Origin of the sequence: Sphingobium sp. LMC3-1-1.1, assembly GCF_040676285.1 — a bacterium.
Lineage (GTDB): Bacteria > Pseudomonadota > Alphaproteobacteria > Sphingomonadales > Sphingomonadaceae > Sphingobium.
This window is the reverse complement of record NZ_JBEGHQ010000023.1, coordinates 161,807-186,283: the sequence shown is the minus strand read 5'-3', so window position 1 is coordinate 186,283 and position 24,477 is coordinate 161,807. Positions and strand designations below refer to the sequence as shown.

The 24,477-nt window shown below is 64.0% G+C and carries 19 protein-coding genes; 7 read left to right on the top strand and 12 right to left on the bottom strand.

The window, feature by feature from the left end; genetic code table 11:
• Positions 1-41 precede the first annotated feature (41 nt).
• Positions 42-1,706: an alkaline phosphatase family protein gene (locus MRBLMC3_RS14185; RefSeq protein WP_363829784.1), complete on the top strand. Its 1,665-nt coding sequence runs from the start codon at positions 42-44 to the stop codon at positions 1,704-1,706.
• Positions 1,707-1,827: 121 nt separating this feature from the next.
• Here the strand turns inward: MRBLMC3_RS14185 and epsC are convergent, their stop codons facing one another.
• The 9 genes from epsC to MRBLMC3_RS14140 all read right to left on the bottom strand — a co-directional run bounded on the left by epsC (position 1,828) and on the right by MRBLMC3_RS14140 (position 10,529).
• Positions 1,828-2,832, bottom strand: a complete 1,005-nt coding sequence (gene epsC, locus MRBLMC3_RS14180; protein WP_363829781.1) for a serine O-acetyltransferase EpsC — start codon at positions 2,830-2,832, stop codon at positions 1,828-1,830.
• 91 nt (positions 2,833-2,923) lie between these two features.
• Complete coding sequence (locus MRBLMC3_RS14175; protein WP_363737298.1) at positions 2,924-4,243, bottom strand: ATP-binding protein; 1,320 nt, start codon at positions 4,241-4,243, stop codon at positions 2,924-2,926.
• Positions 4,240-4,950: a response regulator gene (locus MRBLMC3_RS14170; protein WP_025549717.1), complete on the bottom strand. Its 711-nt coding sequence runs from the start codon at positions 4,948-4,950 to the stop codon at positions 4,240-4,242. Before MRBLMC3_RS14170 ends, MRBLMC3_RS14175 begins: the two co-directional genes overlap by 4 nt.
• Before the next feature lie 166 nt (positions 4,951-5,116).
• Positions 5,117-5,962: a TorF family putative porin gene (locus MRBLMC3_RS14165; RefSeq protein WP_363829779.1), complete on the bottom strand. Its 846-nt coding sequence runs from the start codon at positions 5,960-5,962 to the stop codon at positions 5,117-5,119.
• Positions 5,963-6,254: 292 nt separating this feature from the next.
• Positions 6,255-7,751 carry a SulP family inorganic anion transporter gene (locus tag MRBLMC3_RS14160; protein WP_363737300.1) on the bottom strand — a complete coding sequence of 499 codons (1,497 nt, stop codon included), beginning with the start codon at positions 7,749-7,751 and terminating at the stop codon, positions 6,255-6,257.
• A gap of 4 nt (positions 7,752-7,755) precedes the next feature.
• Positions 7,756-8,454, bottom strand: coding sequence for a carbonic anhydrase (locus tag MRBLMC3_RS14155; RefSeq protein ID WP_363737301.1), 699 nt, complete (start codon positions 8,452-8,454; stop codon positions 7,756-7,758).
• 205 nt (positions 8,455-8,659) lie between these two features.
• Positions 8,660-9,370, bottom strand: coding sequence for a response regulator transcription factor (locus MRBLMC3_RS14150; RefSeq protein WP_133652844.1), 711 nt, complete (start codon positions 9,368-9,370; stop codon positions 8,660-8,662).
• A gap of 7 nt (positions 9,371-9,377) precedes the next feature.
• The gene (locus MRBLMC3_RS14145; RefSeq protein ID WP_363737303.1) at positions 9,378-9,818 is read right to left on the bottom strand and encodes a hypothetical protein; all 441 of its coding nucleotides are present in this window, start codon (positions 9,816-9,818) and stop codon (positions 9,378-9,380) included.
• 174 nt (positions 9,819-9,992) lie between these two features.
• Positions 9,993-10,529, bottom strand: coding sequence for a hypothetical protein (locus MRBLMC3_RS14140; RefSeq protein WP_363829776.1), 537 nt, complete (start codon positions 10,527-10,529; stop codon positions 9,993-9,995).
• A gap of 283 nt (positions 10,530-10,812) precedes the next feature.
• Here MRBLMC3_RS14140 and MRBLMC3_RS14135 point away from each other — a divergent pair, with 283 nt between their 5' ends.
• The 5 genes from MRBLMC3_RS14135 (at position 10,813) to MRBLMC3_RS14115 (ending at position 18,833) form a co-directional block, all read left to right on the top strand.
• Positions 10,813-11,907, top strand: coding sequence for a glycosyltransferase family 4 protein (locus MRBLMC3_RS14135; RefSeq protein WP_363829774.1), 1,095 nt, complete (start codon positions 10,813-10,815; stop codon positions 11,905-11,907).
• A 15-nt stretch (positions 11,908-11,922) separates the two neighbouring features.
• Positions 11,923-14,190, top strand: a complete 2,268-nt coding sequence (locus MRBLMC3_RS14130; protein WP_363829772.1) for an amylo-alpha-1,6-glucosidase — start codon at positions 11,923-11,925, stop codon at positions 14,188-14,190.
• A gap of 70 nt (positions 14,191-14,260) precedes the next feature.
• Complete coding sequence (locus MRBLMC3_RS14125; protein WP_363829769.1) at positions 14,261-15,010, top strand: SDR family NAD(P)-dependent oxidoreductase; 750 nt, start codon at positions 14,261-14,263, stop codon at positions 15,008-15,010.
• A 159-nt stretch (positions 15,011-15,169) separates the two neighbouring features.
• Entirely contained in the window at positions 15,170-17,488 is a 2,319-nt protein-coding gene (locus MRBLMC3_RS14120; RefSeq protein WP_363829767.1) for a TonB-dependent receptor, read from the top strand.
• Between the two features lie 4 nt (positions 17,489-17,492).
• Complete coding sequence (locus tag MRBLMC3_RS14115) at positions 17,493-18,833, top strand: alkaline phosphatase family protein (protein ID WP_363829765.1); 1,341 nt, start codon at positions 17,493-17,495, stop codon at positions 18,831-18,833.
• A gap of 30 nt (positions 18,834-18,863) precedes the next feature.
• Here MRBLMC3_RS14115 and MRBLMC3_RS14110 read toward each other — a convergent pair whose 3' ends face one another.
• Both MRBLMC3_RS14110 and MRBLMC3_RS14105 read right to left on the bottom strand, forming a co-directional pair.
• Entirely contained in the window at positions 18,864-19,382 is a 519-nt protein-coding gene (locus MRBLMC3_RS14110; RefSeq protein WP_363737310.1) for a CYTH domain-containing protein, read from the bottom strand.
• Between the two features lie 106 nt (positions 19,383-19,488).
• A complete protein-coding gene (locus MRBLMC3_RS14105; protein WP_363737311.1) occupies positions 19,489-20,049 on the bottom strand; it encodes a DnaJ domain-containing protein in 561 nt (186 codons plus the stop codon).
• A gap of 276 nt (positions 20,050-20,325) precedes the next feature.
• On the opposite strand from MRBLMC3_RS14105, the gene MRBLMC3_RS14100 reads away from it, so the two are divergent.
• On the top strand, positions 20,326-21,231 hold the full coding sequence (locus MRBLMC3_RS14100; RefSeq protein WP_363829763.1) for a DMT family transporter: 906 nt from the start codon (positions 20,326-20,328) through the stop codon (positions 21,229-21,231).
• A 195-nt stretch (positions 21,232-21,426) separates the two neighbouring features.
• Here the strand turns inward: MRBLMC3_RS14100 and MRBLMC3_RS14095 are convergent, their stop codons facing one another.
• Positions 21,427-24,474 (bottom strand): glycosyl hydrolase family 28-related protein, encoded by a 3,048-nt coding sequence (locus MRBLMC3_RS14095; RefSeq protein ID WP_363829760.1) that lies wholly within the window; start codon positions 24,472-24,474, stop codon positions 21,427-21,429.
• Positions 24,475-24,477: the final 3 nt, after the last annotated feature.

The window sequence follows — 24,477 nt, the reverse complement described above, 5'->3', positions numbered from 1 at the left end:
CTCGATGCATCCGCCGTCAAGGCATGAGAAGGTACTCCATAATGTTGAAAAATGTCGCGGCAGCCCTACTTCTTGCCGGTTCGCTGCCGGCCCTGGCCCAGACCGAGGCTCCGCCCGCCGTGGCGGCTGCCGCGCCCGCCACGCCGCCCAGGCTGATCGTCGCCATCGCGGTGGATCAGTTTTCGGCCGATCTGTTCAGCGAATATCGTCAATATTACAGCGGCGGCCTCAGGCGGCTGACGGAACAGGGCATCGTCTTCCCCCGCGGCTATCAAAGCCATGCCGCCACCGAAACCTGTCCGGGACACAGCACCATCCTGACCGGCAGCCGCCCCTCGCGCACCGGCATCATCGCCAACAGCTGGTTTGACCTTGGCACCGCGCGCGCCGACAAGCTGGTCTATTGCGCGGAGGACGAGACGCAGCCGGGCACCGACAGCGAACATTATCAGGCTTCTCCCGTACATCTGAGGGTGCCGACGCTGGGCGGGCGGATGAAGGCCGCCAATCCGGCGACACGCGTCGTATCGATTGCGGGGAAGGACCGTGCGGCGATCATGATGGGCGGGCCAACCGCCGACCAGGTCTGGTGGCTGGGCGGACCGGAGGGCTATGTCAGCTACAAGGGAGTGGCGACCCCACCGCTGGTCGCCAAAGTCAATGAGGTCATGGCGCGGCGGCTGGCAGAGGGCAATCCCGGCTTCGAGCTGCCGCCGCAATGCGCGGCCAAGGATTTCCCCGTGAAGGCCGGAGATCGCACGGTCGGGACAGGTCGCTTCGCGCGGGCGGCGGGCGATTACAAGGCCTTCCGCATCTCGCCGGAACAGGATGCGATGACCCTGGCTTTTGCCGCCGCCGCCATCGAGAGCATGGCGCTGGGCAAACAGGCGCAGACAGACATCATCTCCATCGGCCTGTCCGCGACGGACTATATCGGTCACACCTACGGCACGGAGGGTACGGAAAGCTGCATACAGGTCGATCGGCTGGATCGCGAGCTGGGCGCCTTTTTCGACCGACTCGACAAGGACGGCATCGACTATGCCGTGGTGCTGACCGCCGATCATGGCGGGCATGACCTGCCCGAACGCCACCGGTTGAATGCCATGCCGATGGAACAGCGCGTCGACAAGGCGCTCACGCCCAAGGCGTTATCGGCCGCCATCGCGGAAAAGACTGGCATCACGGGCAGGACGCTGATCTGGGGCGATGGCCCGGCGGGCGACCTGTATTTCGACCGCGGCCTGACGGCGGCGCAACGCGCCAGGGTGGAAGCGGCAACTCTCGCCCTGCTCCGCGTCCATCCGCAGGTCCAGACCGTCTTCACCAAGGCGGAGATCGCCGCCACCCCCGCTCCATCCGGTCCTCCGGAAAGCTGGTCGCTGATCCAGGAGGCCAGAGCCAGCTTCGACCCGCAGCGTTCGGGCGACCTGCTGCTGCTGCTGAAGCCGCGGGTCATGTCGATCCCCGAAGCGGCGGTGATGGGGTCGGTCGCGACCCATGGATCGCCTTGGGATATGGATCGCCGCGTGCCTATCCTGTTCTGGCGCAAGGGGCTGCCCCACTTCGAACAGCCGCTCGGCGTGGAAACGGTCGACATCCTGCCGACCCTGGCGGCGCTGATCAAATTGCCCGTAGCAAAGGACCAGATCGACGGACGCTGCCTTGACCTGATCGCCGGCGACGGGGATAGCTGCGCTGAATAACGCATCTTCAAACTGATCGTTAAGGCCAACGCCTCGGAAACGCGGCATCAGATGGCTGGGGCTTTTCCGCTCATGGTGAGAATGCTCCAGCCATCGGCGCCATATTCCTGCGCATAGGCCCTCAAATATTCTCCGCTATCCCATCGCGTCCTTCCTCCAGCAGCGCGTGGACGCGATGGGGGGCGGACACCTCAACCCGGCTGGTCACTTCATAATGCGCCTTGGCCTGCCGGACATTGCTGTCGGCCGGCACGCTGTCGGTCAGCCAGACATTGCCGCCGATCACGGACCGGCTACCGATGATGATGCGGCCCAATATCGTCGCGCCGGCATAGATCACCACATCATCCTCGATGATCGGGTGACGCGGCAGGGCCTTTTCCAGCGCGCCCTTGCCATCGGCCGGAAAGCTGCGCGCGCCCAGCGTCACGCCCTGATAGATGCGAACCCGATCCCCGACGATCGCCGTTTCCCCGATGACGACGCCCGTGCCGTGGTCGATGAAGAAGCTGTGGCCGATCTTCGCGCCGGGATGAATGTCGATCCCCGTACTGCCATGCGCGATTTCCGAAATGATCCGCGCCACGAGCGGTGCTCCCAACCGGTGCAGCCGATGTGCCAGGCGATGGTGCGTGATCGCCATCATCGAGGGATAGCAGATCAGCACCTCATCGACGCTGCGCGCGGCGGGATCGCCCAGGAAAGCCGCCTCCACGTCGCTGTCCAGCAGTTCGCGGAGCGCTGGCAGTCCTTCGGCGAAATCGCCGATGATGCGCGACGCCTCCCTGTCGACCTGCTCTATCGGTGCGTTCTTCATCGCATAGATCAGCTCCAGCCGGATCTGGCCGTAGAGGCGGCTGAGCACCGTCTGAAGGGTTTGCGCGACATAGGCGTCCTCATTGTGCAGACGCACGAAGCTGGGCCCCAGACGAAGCGGAAACAGTGCGCCGCAAAGCGCCTCCATGATCTTGGTCAGCGTCGCGCGCGACGGAAAACCCTCCGCCCCATATTCGGCATGATGTTCCTGACCCTGGCGCCAACGCCGCCGGACCGTGCCCAGTTCGGCCGCCAGCCTGTCAATGTCCCAATAACCCTGGGCGATTTCCTTTTCGCCTTCTGCCGTCATACATGCCTCTTTCCGAACAGGCGTCCGGCATAGCGCGGCATGGCGCCCGGCAGTAAATGAGTTTTGCTTGGGGGTGGGCAGATTCTCTTTGTCAGTGCTTCTGGGGCTGGGCCGGAAGATACAGGCATATTTCGGCCCGCAATCCGCCTTCGGGCCGGTTGGCGAGGATCAGTTCCCCACCCTCCAGTTCCACGGTGCGCGCAACGATGGCAAGGCCCAGGCCCAGCCCGCGCGTGTTGCGCTGCCGGGCCTCATCCAGGCGGGCAAAGGGCTTCAACACCTCCTCCAGCTTGTCGCGGGGAATGCCGGGACCGTCATCGTCGACCCGGATCAGCACTTCGCGATCGCGACGCTCCAGCGCGACCCGGGCGCGGCTGCCATAGTGCAGCGCATTTTCTATCAGATTGACGATCGCCCGACGCAGGCTGAGCGACCGAACCGCCATTTCCAGGTGGTCGGGCCCGACATAATCGACCGGCCTGTCCTGGTCCTGAAAGGCGTCGACCACCGTCGCGACCAGCACGGCGAGGTCGGTGCGGACGGGCGGCTCTCCATTTTTCTCCCCGCCCAGGAAGGCAAGCAGCGAATCGATCATCTCGCCCATTTCGCTAAGGTCGCCCTCGATCGCCTCCCGCGCTTCCGTGTCCGGCAGGTTCTCCAGCCTCAGCCGCAGCCGCGCGAGTGGCGTCCGCATGTCATGGCCGACGGCGGCCAGCGTCTCCGTCCGTTCCGTGATCAACCGATGAATGCGCTTCTGCATGGCATTGAAGGCGCGGATGAGGTTGCGGACATCGTTGGAGCCACCCTCCTCCACAATGACTTCATCGCTAAGGCCGATGCGTTCGGTTGCGCGGGTGAGGTCGCGCAGTGGCGCCAGCGTACGCCGGATCAGGATGCCGCCCACGAGCAGCAGCGCCAACACCGGGATCAACGCGAGCCCCATGCGGCCGATGGTGAAGGTCCATTTGCCGCCGCTGTGGCGCATGCCGAAATAGAGCCAGCTTCCGTCCGCGAGGCGCAGGCCGCCGTTGATCTCCGAAACGCGTCCGGGCGAGGCCAGACGCAGCCACAGGCCCGACTGTTCAAGGGTCGGTTCCCAGTTGACGATCTGTCGCCGCATCCTCTCCAGCCCCGGCGCAAGCGCGGGTGGCGGCGGCGAGGACGGGGTCCAGTGCACGTCGTAGCGATCCGTGGTGAGTTGCAGTGACAGCGCATGCCGCTCATCGGGCGCATGCTCCGTCAGCAACTTGCGGGCAATCACCAGATGTTCGGCCAGGCGCCGGGCCTCGTCATCCTGCAGCGAAAGATGATTGGATCGTTCATTCAACAGGATGCCGACGGCGAATTCCAGCGTCAAGGTCAGCAGCAGGATCGCGAAGATCTGCCCGACCAGGCTGACATGCCGTCTCAAGCGCGGCTGACCTCCGCATTGAACATATAGCCGACGCCCCGCACGGTGGTGATCGGCGCCGTGCGATCCTGCGTCGAGAGCTTGCGGCGCAGGCGGCTGACCAGCACGTCGATGCTGCGGTCGGAACTGTCGCCCATGCGGGTGCGCGAAAGTTCGATCAACCGTTCGCGGGCGATCACGCGCTGCGGATGGCTGAGAAAGCTGCCGAGCAGATCGAATTCCGCACCGGTCAGGTCGACGATGGCGCCAGTGGGCGAACGCAGTTCGCGGCGCGGGAAATTGACGATCCAGCCGTCGAACCGTGCTTCATTCTCGCGATGCTCGTCCGGACCCCGCTCCACCCCGACGCGGCGCAATATGGCGCGGATGCGCGCGATGAGTTCACGCGTGCCGAACGGCTTGGGCAGGTAATCGTCGGCGCCCAGTTCCAGCCCCACGATACGGTCGGTCTCGCTGCCCTTGGCGCTGATGAAGATGATGGGAACGTCGCTCTTGCGCCGGATCTGGCGGCAAAGATCTATGCCGTTGGTGCCGGGGAGCATGACGTCGAGCACGACAAGGTCGACAGGACCGGCGTCGAACGCTACCCACATTTCGGGGCCGGAAGAAGCCGGGCGGACCTGATAGCCATGCTCCTGCAAGGCGCGCGCGGTCAGGGTACGCAGCGGCGGATCATCTTCGACAAGGATTATGGTCGGCGCGGTCATGACAATGTCGGCACGGCTTTGAGCATGACAGCGGGATAGGGGTGGCCGGAGCCATGGTCAACCGCAGGGGCGGCCGGAAAGCCCCGGATGCAACAGCAGAAACAATTTGTCACAGCCGGGAAAGAAGCATGGCCGGGCCTGGGTCCACCAGGCCCGGCGCAAGGGATCAGAAAGCAGCGGTCAGCGAGAAGAGGACCGTGCTGCGCGCGATCGCCTTGCCGAAATCCTTGCTGTCGTTGACCATGAAGTTCGGGCGCAGATAATTTTCCTCCACGCGCGCGATATCGGTGTCGACATAGGCCACGCCAACGGTCAGCGGCGTGCCGGGAATGGCGAAGTCGGCGCCCACCAGCCAGTCGAGATATTTGCCGGTAGGAGCGATCGAAGTGCCATTGGGACCAAGGCCCGGATTGCCGTCCGACCAACCCAGATGGGCCTTCACCGTGACGGGAGTGTCGGGGATGGCGGCATTGACGTCGCCCCAGACATAGAGATTGTCTTCCTTGTCACCCGGATTGTCGATGCCGCTGGATGCGCTGCTCTGCCAATTGCCCAGCGCCTGCTGCTTGGGAGCGTAGGCGACACCGACCAGGCCCTTGACCGGGCCGAACTGGTGCGACAGCTTCACATAGGGTTCAGCGAAATCCGTCTTGTCGGCACCCGACGGATACATGTACCAGGTCAGGCCGACATCGACCGTCGTGCCCTCGCCCAACGACGTCGAATAGCCGCCGACCAGGTCGAGTTCCATGTTGGCGCCGCCGAAACGACCCCAGCCGCCGAGGTTCGAACCCCAGGTGCCGATGTAGAAGCCGCTTTCATGCGTTGCCGTGATACCGCCCTGAATGGCCATGCCACGGTCGCTCTGCGATACGCCGCGGAAGCGGTAGTCGGACACCAGGCCGACGCTGCCGGTAACGGTGACGGGGCCTGCCGGCTCCTCCTGAGCGAAAGCCGGAGCACTGGAAAGCAGCGCAAGTGCGGCACAGGCAATCTGATACTTCATGAACATTCCCCTTTTAGGCAAGAATGTTCCGTCCTGCGTCCATTTCGTCCGAAGATCTTTTGTGTTGTCGTCGTCGGTACGGCGGATCGCAGGCAGGTTATGAGGACTATGCCAAATGGGGAAACGACTTTTCGCACCTGCGAGAAGGAATGTCGTCACTGTGTTGCCTGCAACACGATTATTGTCTTTTGGATTTCCTAATATTTCTATATTGTTTCTAATATATATCATAAATAAACCGCCGCATCGCTTCAGGAGCGATGCGGCGGCTCGTTCGACGCCTGACGAGGGGGTAGTATCAGGCGGCGAGGTGGCGCATGCGGCCGGTGGCGCCGAACAGTTCGACCTGCGCTCCGGTACCCCGACGACGGTCCACCCATTCGCGGACCATTTCCGCACAAGTATGGTCGATATGGCTCAGGCGCTCGACGTTCAGGATGACGAGCCTTCCGGAAGGAAGCCCCTCAAGCCTGGCCGACAGCTTCGGCAGGTTGAGGAAAGTGGCCGTGCCGTGCAGTGCAACTTCATGCGCTTCTTCGCGGCTTTCCTCGTCCACGCTCAACCGGAGACGGCGGGCATGGGGCAGAAGCTCCAGCAGCGAGAGGCCGATGCCGACCAGAACGCCGGTCAGCAGGTCAGTCGCCACGACGCAGATCAGCGTCGCCGCCCACACCACGGCGGGAAGCGGGCCATAGCGGTGGAGAAGATGCTTTACATGGTCGACGCTCACCAGACGCACGCCGGTGACCACAAGGACGCCTGCCAGCGCCGCCATGGGAATTTCGCGCAGCAACCAGGGGAGCAGGGCGACGAAGCCCAGAATCCAGACGCCGTGCAGGATCGCCGACAACCGCGTCCGGGCGCCGGCCTGGACGTTGGCCGAACTGCGGACGATCACGCCAGTCATCGGCAATGCACCCGCCACGCCGCAGAGCAGGTTGCCCACGCCCTGTGCGCTGAGCTCCCGGTTGTAGTTGGTGCGAACGCCGTCATGCATCCTGTCGACCGCCGCCGCGGACAGCAGCGTTTCGGCACTGGCGATGAAGGCGATGGCGATGGCCGTGGTGATGGTCGTCGGATTCAGGAGCTGCTGGACCAGGTTATCGCCCGGCAGCGAAATGGCCGAGACGATCGATTCCGGCACCACGACGCGCGCGACGGGCAAGCCGAGGGAAAAGGCGACCAGGGTCGCCAGCACCACGCCGACAAGAGCACCCGGGAGCAGCTTCATCGAGGCAGGACGCAGCTTCTCCCAACCCAGCATGCCGCCGATGGTGACGAGGCCGACCGCGAAGGCGGTGGCTGCGTCCTGATTGCTGAGGCCGAAAATCTGCCCTGGCATGGCGACCAGATTGGCAAGGCCGCTCGAAAGCGGCTTGTCGTCGAAAAGCACATGAAACTGGCCGACGACGATCAGCACGCCGATACCCGCCAGCATGCCGTGCACGACCGCGGGCGAGATCGCGCGGAACCAGCCGCCTACCCGCAGCAGCCCTGCAATCACCTGAATGGCACCGGCCAGGATCAGGATCGGCCCGAGAGCGGACAGCCCCTGTTTCTGCACGATTTCGAAGACGATGACCGCCAGGCCCGCCGCCGGGCCGCTGACCTGAAGGGGCGAACCCGCCAGCAGGCCGACGATCAGACCGCCGATCATGCCCGTGATCAGACCCTTTTCCGGCGGCACCCCGGAAGCAACGGCGATACCCATGCAGAGCGGCATCGCCACCAGGAAGACGACAATGGAGGCCGTGAAGTCGCGGCTGAAGGTACCGCCGGAAAATGCCTTGAGCATGGGTTTACTCCGCGGCCTCGGCATAGGCGATGTCGACCGCCAGTCGCTTGGCGTGGGGCAGCGCCACGGGCAGCGGCTGACCTTCACGCAGAGGCAGGAAACGGCCGGTCTCGCCGTCAAGGCCCAGAACGTGGCCGGCATGGATATCGACATACCAGCCGTGCAGGGCGATCTCGCCGCGGGCAATGCCCGACGCAACGGACGGATGGGTGCGCAGATGGGCGAGTTGCGCCACCACATTCTCAAGTGCCATGTTGCGCAGCTTCTCCGCATCGCTGAGATCGGCGGGGTAGCTTTCGCGACAGACCTTCTGCGCGGCATGGCTGTGACGCAGCCAGGCGGCGACATTGGGCATGGCGCTCAGGTCGGCATTGGTGGACAGCGCCTTCATCGCGCCGCAATCGCTGTGGCCGCACACGATGATGTCGCGCACGCCCAGTACCATGACGGCATATTCGACCGTGGAGGTCACGCCGCCATTCTGCGTTGCATGGGGCGGCACGATGTTGCCGGCATTGCGGCAGACGAACAGGTCGCCCGGATCAGCCTGCATGATATGTTCCGGCACGATGCGCGAGTCCGCGCAGGAGATCATCAGCGCCTTGGGGTTCTGCCCATCGCTGGCGAGGCGGTTGTAAAGCGCGCTCTGGTTCGGAAAGACATGGCTTTCGAAGCTGAAGACGCGACCGATCAGATCGTTCATGTCGTTGCATCCTTCTTGTCTGGTGACCGGTCAGGGGCAGACCGGCCTTGAGGATGCACAATAGGGAAGCGTTTTTGCTGCGTCGCAGCGGCTTTGTTAAATAATATGTCTGAGCGATGGAAAGCGCGATCAAGCTCGCGGTTCGTCCGATTTTGCCGCAGAATCAATGCAATGGAAGAGAAACATTCAGCCGCGCCCGGGTGGATCAGCGCCGGTCGACCTCGGCGCTGAACATATATCCGCCGCCGCGCACCGTAACGATGGGCGCGGGCCGGCCGCCATGGCTCAGCTTGCGCCGCAACCGGCTGACCAGCACGTCAACGCTGCGGTCGGAGGATGGCGTGTCGCGCACGCCGGCCAGTTCCATCAGGCGCGGACGGGCGATCACCACCTGCGGATGATCGAGCAAAACCAGAAGCAACGAAAATTCGGCTGCGGTCAACTCGACCTGCGCACCGTCGGGATCGAGAACTTCGCGCCGGGAGGAATCCACCACCCATCCTTCGAACCGCGCCTCGGCCGGGCGGCGCGCGCCCAGGGCTCGTTCGCTGCGTCCCCGCCGCAGCACGGCGCGCAGGCGGGCGGCCAGCTCGCGCGTCGAATAGGGCTTCGCCATGTAATCGTCGGCGCCCAGTTCCAGCCCGACCACGCGGTCGACCTCACTGCTGTTGGCGCCGACCAGGATGATCGGCACGTCGCTGCGTTCGCGCACGTCGCGACACAGATCCATGCCGTCCGGACCACGCAAAGCAGCATCCAGCACGACCGCTCCAACGGGCATGCTGTCTATCGCATTCCAGATTTCGTTCGCGGAGGCAGCGGCGAGGGCCCGAAACCCGTTCTCCTCCAGCGACTGGCGCACGTCGTGGCGCGCATCCCGCTGGGCCTCCGCGATCAAAATGAGCGGTGGACTCATTCGCGGGTTACGAACCCTTTGTGGACAGTGCCTGAATGCCGTCCAGTTCACCCAGCAACACGGCACGGTCCTGCTGCGCCACGGCTACGGCCTGGGCCGCACGGGCGCTGTGATGGCGCGCGACTTCCGCCTGGATTTCATCGCGGGCGGCAGTGCAGCTGCCGGCATGGCTGCCCGACAGCGGAGCAAAGCGGTGGATCGGCTTGGCGACGGCAGCCAGCGTGCGACCCTGCGTCGCGACGTCGCGGTTCACCACCAGTTCGGCCTGCCAGCGGCATACCGGCATGGACGGACGATTGGCCAAACGCGATTCGACCTCACGGAAGCGGACGGTCGATTCGGTTTCGTAGCGCGCCTGATAGGCGTTCGATGCATGGGCGATTTCAGCGCTGTGGATTGGCGTGGCGACGGCGAGCGCCGCCGCGCTGGACGCAAGAATGAGCAACATGGAGCCTTCTCCCTGACAACCGGAAATGGTCATCAGGCTTTAGGCGGACTGAATGTCTCCGAAATTTGCCGAGCGTTACAAATTGTTGCTCAAGCATTTTCCGACCCAGGCGGGTGGGAGGACATGAGGCGCGACCCGTATCCTTCCCCACCATCTATTCCGATGGCCGATCTGTCACGCCATGCGCATCAGGATGGGAGCCTCGACCTTGTGACTGGCGACATGTTCCAGCAGTGACGACAGCCATAGCGCATCACTCGCCGCCCGGTGACGTTGCGGGTGAAGCGCGTCGGCAAAGGCGACCGCATCCATGATCTGCCGCTCGCTTGCGCGATGTTCGTCAAGCAGCAGCGAAACATGGTCGATCAGGAAGGGCGTGGCCTGCCCTGCCGCATCAGCCAGGGTGTCGAGCCAATATTGGTCGATCATGCTGTCGGCCACCATCCGCGATTTCCCGCAGGCATCGGTCAATTCCGCCAGCACGGTTTCGACGGGCAGGCCCTCGCGGAAGACCCGATCGAGGGTCAGGCCGTGCAGCCCCTCCGCCTCGGCCGACCAATGCCAGCCCGCCCAATCGTCATGCGGCCGGATCAGCCAGCTTCGCGCCTTGCCATTGCAGGCTATGCCGACTTCGATGGGATAGGACAGGCCATGCCGGGGCAGGCACGACGCCTCGAAATCGATCGTGAGGATCGTCAACTCGCTCTCCATATTCCAAGGCCATGTCCGCCCCCTCTTCGGACCGGCCAGCCAGATTCTCGCTGAGGCTTTCCTAGGTGGCGACTATGTCAGACCGAAGTCAGCGGCTTGGAAAATGATGCGGACGGGCGCTTTCCGGCGACCGGCCGAGCAGGCTCACCCAACGGAAAAATCCTGACATGAAAGCGCAATGGCCATGCAACCTGCAGGCCGTTCACGCTTTTAACGATGGGCGCCCATCGCAGGTCGGGGGATCGGTGGAGGCGCTCTCTTCACGAAAGGGATGCCCCCGACCATGAAAATCGCACAAATCGCTCCGCTTGCCGAAAGCGTGCCGCCGCGCCTCTATGGCGGCACCGAACGCATCGTGTCCTATCTGACCGAAGAACTGGTGAGGCAGGGTCATGAGGTGACGCTGTTCGCCAGCGGCGATTCGGTGACCCAGGCGGAACTGGTGCCGGTGACCGACATGGCGCTGCGGCTCAATCCGGACGTGCGCGATCCCATTCCCTACCATATGATCCTGCTCGACGCGGTGCGCCGTAGGGCGGATGAATTCGACGCCCTGCATTTCCACATCGACCTCATCCACATGCCGCTGGTGCAGGATTTCCTCGGCCGCTGCGTGACGACGCTGCACGGCCGGCTGGACCTGCCTGATCTTCCCGCCTTCTACCGCGCCTTTCCCGATCACAGCCTGGTGTCCATTTCCGACCATCAGCGGCTGCCGATGCCGCCGGTGAACTGGGCGAGGACCATCCATCACGGCCTGCCGGCCGACCTGCTGCTGCCCCGCATCGGTCAGGGCGAGGGCTATCTCGCATTTCTTGGCCGGATTTCGCCGGAAAAGCGCCCCGACCGGGCCATCCGCATCGCCGCGCGATCGGGATTGCCGCTCAGGATGGCGGCGAAGATCGACGCGGTGGACCGCGCCTATTGGGAGCAGGAGATCGCACCGCTTATCGAGCGTTATCCCAATGTCTACTATGTCGGGGAGATCAACGAGGCGCAGAAGGCGGAATTTCTGAGCCGTGCAAGCGCTCTGCTGTTTCCCATCGACTGGCCCGAACCCTTTGGCCTGGTGATGATAGAGGCCATGGCCTGCGCCACCCCGGTCATCGCTTTTCGCTGCGGGTCCGTCCCGGAAGTGATCGACCATGGCCGGTCGGGCTATATCGTCGAAAGCGAGGACGAAGCAGTCGAGGCGGTCCACAGGCTCCACGAGCTCGACCGCGCGAAGGTACGCGCCGCCTTTGACGCACGCTTCACGGCAGAGCGGATGGCCGCCGATTATGTTCAGCTTTATCACGATCTTCCCGGTGCGCGGACGCAGGCCGCGATGCTGCGCCGGTTACGCGGCGAAGGTTCGGAACTTCAGGCCGTGGGATAAGATCAGGAGAGAGGCATGACGGCAAGCCAGTTGCAGCCGGAAAACCCGACCCCTCCGGTCCGGAATGTCGATCCCGGCGCCATGGACCCCGGTACCGGCAATCCAGGACAGGCGCTGTCGCAGGCGCAAACGCAATTCTTCATTCCGGCGACGGCGTCGCTCCATGAGCGACGCCCCCGAACGCTGAAACATGGAGACAGCTTCGCCGTCTTCGACCATAGCGGCGACGCGATCGCGGGTCCGGGCAGTCCGGAAGGGCTGTATCATCGCGACACCCGGCATTTGTCGCATCTCTATCTCACCATCAACGACACCCGGCCGATCCTGCTCAGTTCAGGCCTTCGCGACGATAACGCGATGCTCACCTGCGACCTTACCAATCCCGATTTCACGGGCGAGGACGGACAAGTGGCAGTGGAACATGATCTCATCCACCTGCGTCGCACCCGTTTCCTGTGGGAAGGTGCGGTCCATGAACGGATCACGATCCGCAATTTCGACACCGAAGTCCGCACGGTGGAGGTGAATATCAGCTTCGCCGCTGATTTTGCGGACCTGTTCGAAATACGCGGCATGACCCGGCTGCGGCGCGGAACCATGCGTGAGCCGGTGATTGGCCCCCGGTCCGTACGGCTTGGCTATGACGGGCGCGACGACATGCGGCGCGAAACCTTGCTGTGCTTCGACCCGGCGCCGCAGATTCTGACGGAAAGCCGGGCGCGGTTCGAGGTGAGCGTTCCGCCCGGTGAGCGGCGCACGCTCTACCTGCTCATCTGTTGTCAACCGCGGGACGACGAGCCGGCAGGTGACCTGTCCAAGCATTTCCTCAAGACGCTGCGCGAATCGATGCAGGCGTTGAAACAGGCGCGTACGCGCGGGGCGACCATCATATCATCCAACCAGTTGTTCAACGAGGTTACACGGCGATCCGTCGCCGACATTACCATGTTGTCGACCGACACCGAATATGGGCCCTATCCCTATGCCGGCATTCCGTGGTTCAGCACTGTGTTCGGGCGCGATGCGATCATCACCGCGTTGGAGACGCTATGGCTGGACCCGGCGATCAGTCGGGGAGTCCTGGGCTATCTGGCCGCGAACCAGGCGACCGCCTACGACGCCGCCGCCGATGCAGAACCGGGCAAGATCCTGCATGAAGTGCGCCATGGCGAAATGGCGGAACTGGGGGAAGTCCCCTTCCGCCATTATTATGGCAGCATCGATTCGACGCCGCTGTTCGTCATGCTGGCCGGCGCCTATCTGGAACGAACGGGCGACGGCGGCTTCATCGCCTCCATCCTGCCAAATGTCGAGGCTGCGCTCAGATGGATAGACGAGCATGGCGACCGCGACGGCGACGGCTTCGTGGAATATGGTCGACTGACCGATCAGGGGCTGGTCAATCAGGGGTGGAAGGACAGCCATGATTCGGTCTTCCACGCCGATGGCACCATTGCGCGCGGCCCGATCGCGCTGGCGGAGGTGCAGGCCTATGTCTACGGCGCCTGGCGGGCGGCGGAGGCGATCTTCACTGCGCTGGGCGACCGGGACAAGGCGCTGAACCATCGGGCGCGGGCGGACGATCTGCGAGACCGGTTCGACGCCGCCTTTTTCGACGCCGGGATCGGCACCTATGTGCTGGCCCTGGATGGGGAAAAGAGGCCGTGCCGCGTCCGCTCCTCCAATGCCGGACACGTGCTGTTCACCGGACTCGCCAGGGAAGAGCGCGCGGATATGGTGGTACACACACTGATGGCGCCCGCTTCCTTTTCCGGCTGGGGCGTGCGGACCATCGCCTCGACAGAGGCGCGCTACAACCCGATGAGCTACCATAACGGATCGATCTGGCCGCATGACAATGCGCTGATCGCCGCAGGCTTCTCCCGCTATGGCTATCGCGCGCAGGCGGCGCAGATCTTCGAAGGGCTGTTCGCCGCCGCGACCTATGTCGACCTGATGCGGTTGCCCGAGCTGTTCTGCGGCTTTCCCCGGCGGCGGGCGCAGGGCCCGACCTTCTACCCCGTGGCGTGCAGTCCGCAGGCCTGGTCCGCGGCGGCGCCCCTGTCGCTGATCCAGTCGAGCCTGGGCCTGACCTTCGATGTCGCAGGGGCAGAGATCGCCCTGCGCGACCCCACCCTGCCCCGCTTCATCGACGAGCTGACGCTCTACGGCCTGCGCCTCGGGGACGCGGCGGTCGACATCGCCTTCGACCGGATGGGCGACAAGGTCGTGGTGAAGCCGCTCGACCGGAAGGGACATGCGCGCGTCGTGACCATTGCCTGACAAATGGCGCTTGGCATTGCCGCAAATCGGCTTACATCCCCCGTCATTGGCTGACAGGATGGAATGAAGCATGGCAGGAACGGCGCTGATCACCGGAGCAACCGCTGGCATCGGTGCCGCGTCCGCGCGGCGCTTTGTCGCTGCCGGATGGAAGGTGGTCGTCACTGGCCGCCGCGCCGAACGGCTGGAGGCGTTGGTCGGGGAACTGGGCGAGGAAAAGGTGCATGCGATCAGCTTCGACATGCGCGACGAAGGCGCCATCGACGCCGCCCTGGCCGAACTGCCCGCGGACTTTGCCGATGTCGACCTGTTGATCAACAATGCCGGACTGGCGCTGGGTACGGCGCCCGCACAACAGGCCGATCTCGACCAATGGCGCCAGATGATCGACACCAATGTCACCAGCCTGGTCACCATCACCCACAAGCTGTTGCCCCGCCTGATCGCGCGCAGGGGAGCGATCATCAACATCAGCTCGGTCGCGGCGACCTATCCCTATACGGGCGGCAATGTCTATGGCGGCACCAAGGCGTTCGTCAGCCAGTTTTCTCTGGGGCTGCGGTCTGACCTGCATGGCACCGGCGTGCGCGTGACGTCGATCGAGCCGGGCATGGTCGAAACCGAATTCACCCTGGTCCGCACCGGCAGCCAGGCGGCTTCGGACGCGCTCTATGGGGCCGCCAATCCGATGACGGCGGAGGATATCGCCGAAACCCTGTTCTGGGTCGCCAGCCAGCCGCCCCACATCAATCTCAATCGCATCGAACTCATGCCGGTCACCCAGTCCTTTGCCGGGTTCCAGGTCGCTCGCGAGGGTTAGGGAAATTCACGCCGTCACTGCCGGGCCATGCATGCACCGGCATTGTGACAGCACCGTCACGGAAACGTCTCCCTCCCGTCAAACACTCCACATCGCAGTGCAACATTGAGCCGCTAGGGCGCCCCCCAATCCACGATTGCGGAAAAAGGGGAAGTTCACATGCGTATCACCACAACCTTGCTGATGGCCTCCACGGCCATGATCGCCATGCCAGCCTTCGCGCAGGAAACCGCGCCTGCGCCATCAGCGGCGGAAGCAGCAGCCGAAGATGCGAACATCATCGTCTTCGGCCGGGGCGAAACCCGTCAGGTTCAGGAAATCCAGGCGCAGGACATCGTCACGCTGACGCCCGGCACCAACCCGCTGAAGGCCATCGAAAAGCTGCCCAGCGTCAATTTCCAGTCGGCTGATCCGTTCGGCAATTATGAATGGTCGCAGCGCGTCACCATCCGCAGCTTCAACCAGAATCAGCTCGGCTTCACCTTCGACGGCATTCCGCTGGGCGACATGAGCTATGGCAACCATAATGGCCTGCACATCACCCGCGCCATCAGTTCTGAAAATATCGGCAATGTGCGCGTTTCGCAGGGGGCCGGCTCCATCGGCACCCAGGCGACCAATGCGCTGGGCGGCACTGTGGAAACCTTCTCCGCCGATCCGGCCGATTATCTGAGCGGCGGCGCGCTGGCTGGCCAGGGCAACCTTACCTATGGCAGCAATGAAACCTGGCGCGCCTTCGCCCGCCTGGCGCTGGGCCGCCGCGACGGCATCCGCGGCTATGCCTCTTATGCCTATGGTTCGACCGACAAATATAAGGGCAATGGCACGCAGGACCAGCATATGGGCAATGCCAAGGTCGTGATCCCGGTCGGTGACGTGACGGTCGACGGTTGGCTCAGCTATTCCGACCGGCGTGAACAGGATTATCAGGACATGTCGATGTCCATGATCCGCCGGCTCGGCTGGAATTGGGACAACACCTATCCCGACTATGCCCGCGCGATCGATTATGCCAGCCGCCTCAACGACGTGGACCGGGTCAGCAACAGCGGCGGGTCGCCCTTCCCCGATGGGCGCTACGACTATAGCGGGGCGCTGGTCGCCACGGGGCAGGTCTATCCCGGCAACGTCACCAGCGCGGACGACGCCTATTATGATGCCGCCGGCCTGCGCAAGGACTGGCTGGGCGCGGTCGGCATCGCCGCACCCTTGGGCGAACAGGCCAGCTTCAAGCTCAAGGGCTATTACCACCACAATAAGGGCATGGGCCTGTGGGCGACGCCCTATGTACCCAGTCCCAATGGCGTGCCGATGTCGGTTCGCACCACCGAATATGAGATGGACCGGATCGGCGTCTTCGGCAGCGTCGACTTCGCGCTGGGCATACAGAATTTCACCGTCGGCGGTTGGTATGAGAACAACAGGTTCAACCAGGCCCGCCGTTTCTATGCGTTCGCCAGCCGGACCGAGCCGGGCCTCAACTTCCGCGACTATCCGACAAATCCCTTTGCAACGCAGTGGGAATTCGACTTCACCACCGACACCGCCCAATATTATGTCCAGGACAAGATCGACCTTGGCATGGTGAAGATCAACCTGGGCTGGAAGGGCTTCAAGGTCACGAACGAAGCCGATGCCGTCGTCAAGGCCAGCTTCCCGGAGGGGCGCATCAAGGCGGAGGACTGGTTCCAGCCGCATGCCGGTTTCGCGGTGGAACTGTCCCCGCAGACGGAAGTTTTCGGCGGGTTCACCCAGGCGACCCGCGCCTTCGCCAGCGCGACGACGACCGGCCCCTTCTCGACCAGCCAGGCCGGCTTCGACGCGATCAAGGGCAGCCTGAAACCCGAAGCGTCGGACACCTATGAACTGGGCCTGCGTCATCATGACGGCATCTTCAACGGCGTGATTGGCGCATATCTGGTCAACTTCCGCAACCGTCTCCTCGCGGTGCAGGTCGGCAGCCCCATTCAGGGCTTCGCATCCGCCCTTCAGAATGTCGGTAATGTCCGCGCAATCGGCGTGGAAGCGGCAGGCACGCTGACGCTCGGCCGCGGTTTCAGCCTCTATGGTTCCTACAGCTACACGGATTCGACCTATCGCGACGATGTGGTTGACGCCAGCGGCACCGTCACGCCGATCAAGGGCAAGACTGTGGTCGACAGCCCCAAGCATATCGCCCGGGCCGAGATCAGCTACGACCATGAGGGCGCGTTCGGGCGGATCGGCGTCAACTATATGTCGCGCCGCTATTATACCTACACCAATGATCAATCGGTACCGGGCCGGGTGATCGTGGATGCCAGCGTCGGCTATCGCTTCAACCAGAATCTGGAGTTGCAGCTCAACGCGACCAACCTGCTCGACAAGCGCTATATCGGCACGATCGGTTCGGGCGGCTTCGGCAATAGCGGCGACGCCCAGACCCTGCTGGTCGGCGCCCCCGCGCAATTCTTCGCCACCTTGAAGGCCGGGTTCTAAGGCGATGAACAAGGTCGCGCTGCTGCTGGCCGCCCTCGCCGCTCTTCCGGGAGCAGCCATGGCGAACCCGGTCCTGCTTATCTCCATCGATGGGCTGCGCCCCGGCGACGTGCTGGAGGCAGACAAGCGCGGCCTTGCCATCCCCAATCTGCGCCGCTTCGTTCGGGAGGGCGCATACGCCTCCGGAGTGACCGGGGTGCTGCCCACCCTGACCTATCCAAGCCATACGACATTGATCACCGGCGTGGCGCCTGCGCGGCACGGGATCACGGCCAACAACAGCTTTGATCCCACCGGGATCAACCAGGGCGGCTGGACCTGGTATGCTTCCGATATCCAGGTGCCGACCCTGTGGGAAGAGGCAAGCAAAGCGGGTCTCACCACCGGCAATGTCCATTGGCCGGTCAGCGTCGCGGCGAAGGGCGTGACCTGGAACCTGCCGCAAATCTGGCGCACCGGCCATGCCGATGACGTCAAGCTGCTGGATGCTTTGGCAACGCCCGGGCTGCGAGCGGAACTGGAACGCGCCACGGGCACATCCTATGCCATGGGGATAGACGAAAGCCTGGCGGGCGATGAAAATCGCGGCCGCTTTGCCACTGCGCTGATCGAAGCGCATCGGCCGGATTTCCTGACCGTTTATCTGACCGCGCTTGACCATGAGCAGCACGCAAAGGGTCCGGACACACCGGAAGCCCATGCTGTGCTGGAACAGATCGACGAGATCGTCGGCCAACTGGTTGCCGCGGAACGCAAGGCACATCCCGATGCGGTGATCGCGCTGGTCAGCGACCACGGGTTCGAGGCTACGCACAGCGCCGTCAACCTGTTCCGTCCCTTCATCGACGAAAAGCTGATCACGCTGGGGCAGGACGGCAAGGTCGCCTCCTGGCTGGCCATGCCCTGGATATCCGGCGGATCGGCCGCGATCATGCTGGCCCGGCCGGATGGCAGGGCGCTCGCCGCGCGGGTCAGGGCGCTGCTCGACAGGCTGGCGGCCGACCCCGCTTATGGCATTGCGCGCATCGCCGACCGCGCACAGATCGCGCAGATGGGCGGCAATCCGCTGGCGGCCTTCTATGTCGATCTCCAGCCTGGCTTCGTGACCGACATCTTCCGCGGGCCTGCCGCGCCGCTGGTCGCGCCTGCCCCGATCAAGGGCATGCACGGCTATTTTCCGGGACCAGCCCATCTGCAGTCAACCTTCCTGCTGATGGGTGAGGGCATTCCCGCCGGTCGGAAACTGGGGCAGGTCGACATGCGCGCCATCGCCCCGACGCTGGCGCGGATCATGGGCGCAAGTCTGCCCGATGCAGAGAAGCCGGCGATCGATCTGCGCCCCTGACCGATATGCCGTTGCGGCAAAATCCCGCGATCAAACCGCCGCTTCGAAACCCCGCATGAGTGCAATGGCGGAGTTGCGGAAACGCAGGTCGTCGGTCACCTCCTCCCCCACCCAATCGGGCAGGTCGAACCGTTCGTCCAGGGATCGCATCTCGACCTCTGCCAGCACCAGTCCCTCAGCTGCCCCCGCAAAGACGTCGACTTCCCAGATCTTGCCGTCATGCGGCACGCGGTAACGCGTTTTCCTGATCAGCGTATCGGTGCAGAGCCGGTCGAGCATGTCCGCCGCATCCGCAGCCGGTATCGCATATTCGAATTCGTCCCTGACCATGCCCGCACGGGCGCTCTTCACGGTGAGCCATGCCTGGTCCCCCGACAGGCGGACGCGGACGCTGGCATGCCCTTCATGCGAGACATAACCCTGGCGCAGGGGCCGCCCCGCATCCGCCATCCTTCGCCATGCATCGCTCACGACCAGGAATTTCCGTTCGATCTCGACTGCCATGAACGCTCCGACAAAGGATCGCCAGTCGCCGGCGAACTGATCCATGTTTAGCGCATGCGGGACGTGAGCGGGAGTCGGTTCGTCGCAGCTGAACAATCATGCTTCCCGAAACCACCGGTGCACGGCTTCGGGCCGATGGCTGGAATCGCCTTCAGGGGTCGATCGTCCGCCCGATCAGCAATTTTTCCCGCATCACCGTCTGAGACATGGCAATCACGTGATCCACGCCCTCAATGGTGATCGCCAATGTCCCATGCTCGGTAATTTCGATGAGGCCCTTCGCCTTCAAATACCAGAGATGGAATTCAAAATGCGCATCTGAACAGCCGAGCATCTTTTGAACATAATAGCGCCCCACGCCGGCATCCTGCGCATTCTCCCTTCTCCTCTTGTACAGGAACAGCAGAATTTTGGAGTGGGCGTCCGCGTCGTCATAAGCCGATTGTTCGCCATCCCCTTCATCTTCCGCCTGAAACCGAAAGCCTGTCCTGGCCGAGTAGAGGAGGTCGTATTGCGCGCGTTGCTCCGGGTTTCTGAGCGCCTTATATGCGGCAACCACGTCGTTGAACTTCGTGACGTCGGCGGTTTCCGCATGATCGGGATGGTACATCTTCGCAAGCAGGCGATAGGCGGCCTCCAGCCTGCGCGCATCGCAGTTCGGGCTGACCTGCAAGACACTGTAGTAATCAATGAATGATTGGCCATCAGCCATCACGACGTCCCCCGAACAATATCCCCCTGCATATGCCCGCCCGGACAGCCGCCAGCAACAACTCTGACGCTGATGTCGACTGCCCGAGGGGTAGGCCATATCGACCCCGGCCAATCGGGCAGCATAGCCACAACATCCAGATCGAAATCGCCTAGCGCCGCCGCCCCATTCAACCCAGGCCGGTAGCGGCAGAGGGACGATGAGAGCAGGCTGGCAACGCGGCCGTCCCGCGTCTAAGGAGCGGCCGACGAAAGCGAAGTGAAAAGGCGACCGGTTTTGAACTTGCAGGTACGGGCCTATGCCATGCTGGGCATGACCATGACCTTCTGGGCGGGCAATGTGATAGTCGGACGGGCGGTACGGGGCGAGATTCCGCCGCTGATGCTGGCCTTCAGCCGCTGGACGCTGGCGCTCCTGATCCTGGCCCCGTTCGCGTGGCGCCGGGCCGTCGCCCAGCGCGCGCTGATCCGCCGCCATTGGGGCGCGATCCTGCTCCTCGGCCTGGCCGGCGTCGCTGCGTTCAACGGCTTCCTCTATTCGGGGCTGCGCTACACGACCGCGGCGAACAGCATGTTGCTGCAGGGATTGATCCCGACATTGGTGGTCATCGTCGGCAGCGTTGTTTTCGGCGACAAGGCGCCCTGGCGCCAGGTCGCCGGCATCGCATTGTCGACGCTGGGCGTGACGTTCATCGTGTTCCGGGGCGAGCTGTCCGAAATCCTGCGGCTGCGATTGGGCATGGGGGACTTTCTGGTGCTGTGCGGCTGCGCCTCATGGGGGATCTACACCGCGTCCCTCCGCATGCGCCCACCCATCGATCCGCTGGTCTTCCTGTTCGTGACCTTCGCCATCGGCGCGCTGGCAATGGGTGTCGGCGCCCTGAGCGAAGCGCAGGCGATCGCGCAGATACACTGGAACACACACATGGTCGCCGCCATAGCCTATGTTGCGATCTTTCCCTCCATCCTCGCCTATATGTCGTTCAATGCGGCGGTCAGCCATGTGGGGCCCGGCGCGGCCGGACAGGCGATCAGCCTGATGCCGCTGCTGGGCGCCGTCCTGGCCGCGATGATCCTGGGGGAACCGCTGTTCGCCTATCATCTGGTTGGCATGGCGCTGATATTGGGCGGCGTATTGCTGGGCTGGGGCGCACGCACGCGGATGGCGGAGAAGCGAGGCTGACCGATCCCGTCCTGGACGGCGTCGCGGACCTTAGAGCATCGTGCGCAAAAGTGGGAACCGGTTTTGCGCAAAAACGATGCGGCATCAAAAACATAGAGCGGGTTTCGATCTGATTGAATCAGATCGCCGCTCTGGTTTCCTTGTTTGCCGCGATTTCTTGACCAGCGATCGGTTCCGATCGCTTGGAAATCGCTCTTACCGATCGCGCCCCGGCCTTGCCGCGTACAGGCCATGGTGCGAGAGGATGAAGAGGGTTCTGCCCCCTTCCCCGCCGAAGAGAAGTTGCAGGGGCCGTTCGGGCACATCGATGCGGCCGATCTCCTTGCCGTCGGGGGCATAGACGAAGACCTGCCCATTGGCGACATAGACCCGCCCCTGCGCATCCACCGCGACGCCCTCCCCTCCGCGATCCGCGAAGGGCCGGAGGTCGGTGATCTCGCCGCTCGCGCCCAGCAGGCCGCTATAGGTGCGGTTTTCCGAACCATTGGTCAGGAAGACGCGCTGGCCCGGCTCTCCCTGGATGAAGCCGTAGCTGTCGAGCGAATCGGAGAAGCGCAGACCGCGATGGTCGGCCGGACCCTGCGCGAAGGTGCGGAAGGCCGGCAGGGCGATGCTGCCGTCCGGGGAGACATATTCGCTCGCCTTGGGCAATGCCATGTCGCGCGCGAACATCTCCGCCAGCGTCGTGAACGCGTAGCTTTGGGGATCGATCTGGTCGCGGAATTCGCCATTGTTCCACCAGTTGACCGGCAGCACCGTCCTTCTGGCCGGGCGGGCGGCGACGGGCGTTGCCGGAATGACGCTGATCTCGCTGTCGGGCGCGCCGGGCCTGACGCTGTAGACCGTGCCGTTGCGTCCGTAGGAGGAGAGGACGAGCAGATTGCCGGAACGGTCGATGCTGAGGTTGACCGGATCAAGGGAGGCGTCGCGCACCATCTCCAGCCTGCCCGCGTCCGACCAGCGCCAGATGCGCTGGAACCGGCGATCGATGAAATAGAGCCGCCCCTGCGCGTCCACCGCGCCGCCGCCTGCCGAATGGAAGCCGTCGGCCAGCTTCTCCACATTTCCACCCAGGAAATTGGCGGACTTCACCGGCGCCGGTCGGGCGGGCACATCCAGCACGGCGAATTCCCGTTCACGCACCTCGAGCCCGTGGGTCACGTCGCGAATGGCGTTTTCGAACGGGAATTTGGTGAGCCGCAGGAAGGTCGCGCAGCCATTTTCATCGCAGGTGCCAAGGCCGCTTTCGCCGTTCACATGGACATTGCGGAAACGGATGTCATGGGAATTGTAGAGGGTGACGGCGGCGGGTGCGGGCTCCCGGGTGCGGGTGACGCGATAGCCGTGGAAATTGGCGACCAATATGTTGCGCGAATCCCTGATCTCCAACGCCACGGCATCGCCGCTCTCGCCCGCTTCGCCCTCCGTCTGGGGGGCGAGCAGTTCCCAGTTGGCGACGCGGTTCAGGCCGATTTCGGTGCGGACATGATGTTCGACCGACGCCTGGATGAGGCGGCCGGGCGTGTCCGTGTCGGAAATCAGGATGCCCGGATGGCCGAAGGTGCTGGGGCTCCAGATATTGGCGAAAGTTCCCCCGCCGCCCTGCGTGACCCAGAGGCTGGCATATTGGCCGGCCCAGCGGCGGGCGGCGTCGGGATCGCCGGTCGCATTGTTGTTGTAGGGATCGACCCGGCTGCCGTCGAAGCGGTCGGTGCCATGGCCGCCCTGGAATTTGACATCATTGACCATGGAACGGGCGCCGGCCTTCCACAACAGCGCCGTGGCGCGGGGATTGGCGCCGTTGGTGTTGAGGCCAAGCCCCGCGACGATGGCGTCGCCGCCCTGCGCGCTTTCCACCAGCGCCTTGGGCGCGCCCACTCCTGACCAGGCGGGCGCGCCGTCGGGCAGCACGATCTGCGTCAGGCTGGGGTGCAGGCCCAGCAGCACCGTATCGGGGCGCAGACGCAGCGTGTCGCTGACATGATAGAAGCCGGCGGGCAGATAGACGACGCGGTGACTGTCGATCGCCTTCTGAATGGCGGCGGTGTCGTCGGTCTTGTCATCCCCTTTGGCGCCGAGCGCGCGGACGCTCACCCATTCCGACACGGGCGGCAAGGGACGGATGGCAGGAGCCGGCAGGGCCGGCAGGGCGCCCATGGCCTCCGCCTGCATGTCCGTCCGGTAGGCGCCCATTTGTCCGACCCCCGGCAGCGTCAGGCCGTGGGTGAAGGAGGCGATCTTGTAATCCGGCCCCTTGCCCGCGATGGTGCGGCCGCTTTCCCGGAAACGGGCGAAGACAGGCGTGTTGGCGGCCAGCACGTTCTGAAAGCCGATCTGGGTATAGACATTCTTCTCGTTCGAGATGACGATGCCTGCCTTCGCCACATTTTCGAACCGCAGGTCCTGGCCCCAGAGCCAATCGCCATAGCCCCGGTCGATCTCTATGCCGACCGGCACGTTGCGGAAGGCGACATTGATCATCGTCAGCCCGGCCTCATGTTCGCGAATGGCGGCGTCGCGCTGCCCCTCGAACGTGGCGTCGACCAGCGCGAAGCCCCAGGCGGGAGACGGCTTTTCCGCGAGGATGCCGTAGCGCCCGCCCCTGAAATGCAGGTCTTCCGCTTCATTGGCGACATGGTAGAGGCCGGCAAGGCCCGAGCCGATGTCGAAATCGGCATGGCTGACGAAGCTGTGCTGGGCGGAATGAAAGCGGATCGCGGTGGCAGCCGGATTGCCGTCCATGATGCGGAAGTCGATATTGCCGAGCGCGGAATAGAAGGTGCCGGAATTGGCGTCCGCGATATTCCTGTTGAACGGAACGCTGCCCGCCGGGGGGAAGGCAACGGGCGGGCTGTCCCCGTCGGTCTGGCGCCTGTTGGCGGTGAACATCAGCATATGGGCGACGCCGTGCTGAAAGCCCGGCGTGCTCCTGCCGAGCAGGATGACGGGGCGCTTTTCCCCGATGCCGAAGATGCGGACACCGGACCAGAGGAAGATGGTCCGGCTGATGCGGTAGGTGCCGGCCGGCAGGAAGACGATGCCGCCGCCCTTTTCCGCCGCCGCGTCGATGGCGCGCTGGATCGCCGCGCTGTCGTCCGCCCGGCCGTCGCCCACAGCCTTGACGGTAATGGCGCGCGGCTCGTCGGGCGCGCGCGTATAGACAGAGGACGAAGCGAGAGCAGGCTCCTGCGCCGCCAGCAACAGCAGCGCCGCCGCGCAGGCCCCGCTCAATCCACGAACCATCGA

Bases quoted from the DNA above. Each gene is read 5' to 3' on its own strand.
- MRBLMC3_RS14185 (WP_363829784.1), top strand. From the start codon at position 42: ATGTTGAAAAATGTCGCGGCAGCCCTACTTCTTGCCGGTTCGCTGCCG.
- MRBLMC3_RS14165 (WP_363829779.1), bottom strand. From the start codon at position 5,962: ATGTTCATGAAGTATCAGATTGCCTGTGCCGCACTTGCGCTGCTTTCC.
- MRBLMC3_RS14135 (WP_363829774.1), top strand. From the start codon at position 10,813: ATGAAAATCGCACAAATCGCTCCGCTTGCCGAAAGCGTGCCGCCGCGC.
- epsC (WP_363829781.1), bottom strand. From the start codon at position 2,832: ATGACGGCAGAAGGCGAAAAGGAAATCGCCCAGGGTTATTGGGACATT.
- MRBLMC3_RS14145 (WP_363737303.1), bottom strand. From the start codon at position 9,818: ATGTTGCTCATTCTTGCGTCCAGCGCGGCGGCGCTCGCCGTCGCCACG.
- MRBLMC3_RS14155 (WP_363737301.1), bottom strand. From the start codon at position 8,454: ATGAACGATCTGATCGGTCGCGTCTTCAGCTTCGAAAGCCATGTCTTT.
- MRBLMC3_RS14095 (WP_363829760.1), bottom strand. From the start codon at position 24,474: ATGGTTCGTGGATTGAGCGGGGCCTGCGCGGCGGCGCTGCTGTTGCTG.
- MRBLMC3_RS14130 (WP_363829772.1), top strand. From the start codon at position 11,923: ATGACGGCAAGCCAGTTGCAGCCGGAAAACCCGACCCCTCCGGTCCGG.
- MRBLMC3_RS14170 (WP_025549717.1), bottom strand. From the start codon at position 4,950: ATGACCGCGCCGACCATAATCCTTGTCGAAGATGATCCGCCGCTGCGT.
- MRBLMC3_RS14120 (WP_363829767.1), top strand. From the start codon at position 15,170: ATGCGTATCACCACAACCTTGCTGATGGCCTCCACGGCCATGATCGCC.
- MRBLMC3_RS14140 (WP_363829776.1), bottom strand. From the start codon at position 10,529: ATGGAGAGCGAGTTGACGATCCTCACGATCGATTTCGAGGCGTCGTGC.
- MRBLMC3_RS14115 (WP_363829765.1), top strand. From the start codon at position 17,493: ATGAACAAGGTCGCGCTGCTGCTGGCCGCCCTCGCCGCTCTTCCGGGA.
- MRBLMC3_RS14125 (WP_363829769.1), top strand. From the start codon at position 14,261: ATGGCAGGAACGGCGCTGATCACCGGAGCAACCGCTGGCATCGGTGCC.
- MRBLMC3_RS14110 (WP_363737310.1), bottom strand. From the start codon at position 19,382: ATGGATCAGTTCGCCGGCGACTGGCGATCCTTTGTCGGAGCGTTCATG.
- MRBLMC3_RS14160 (WP_363737300.1), bottom strand. From the start codon at position 7,751: ATGCTCAAGGCATTTTCCGGCGGTACCTTCAGCCGCGACTTCACGGCC.
- MRBLMC3_RS14105 (WP_363737311.1), bottom strand. From the start codon at position 20,049: ATGGCTGATGGCCAATCATTCATTGATTACTACAGTGTCTTGCAGGTC.
- MRBLMC3_RS14150 (WP_133652844.1), bottom strand. From the start codon at position 9,370: ATGAGTCCACCGCTCATTTTGATCGCGGAGGCCCAGCGGGATGCGCGC.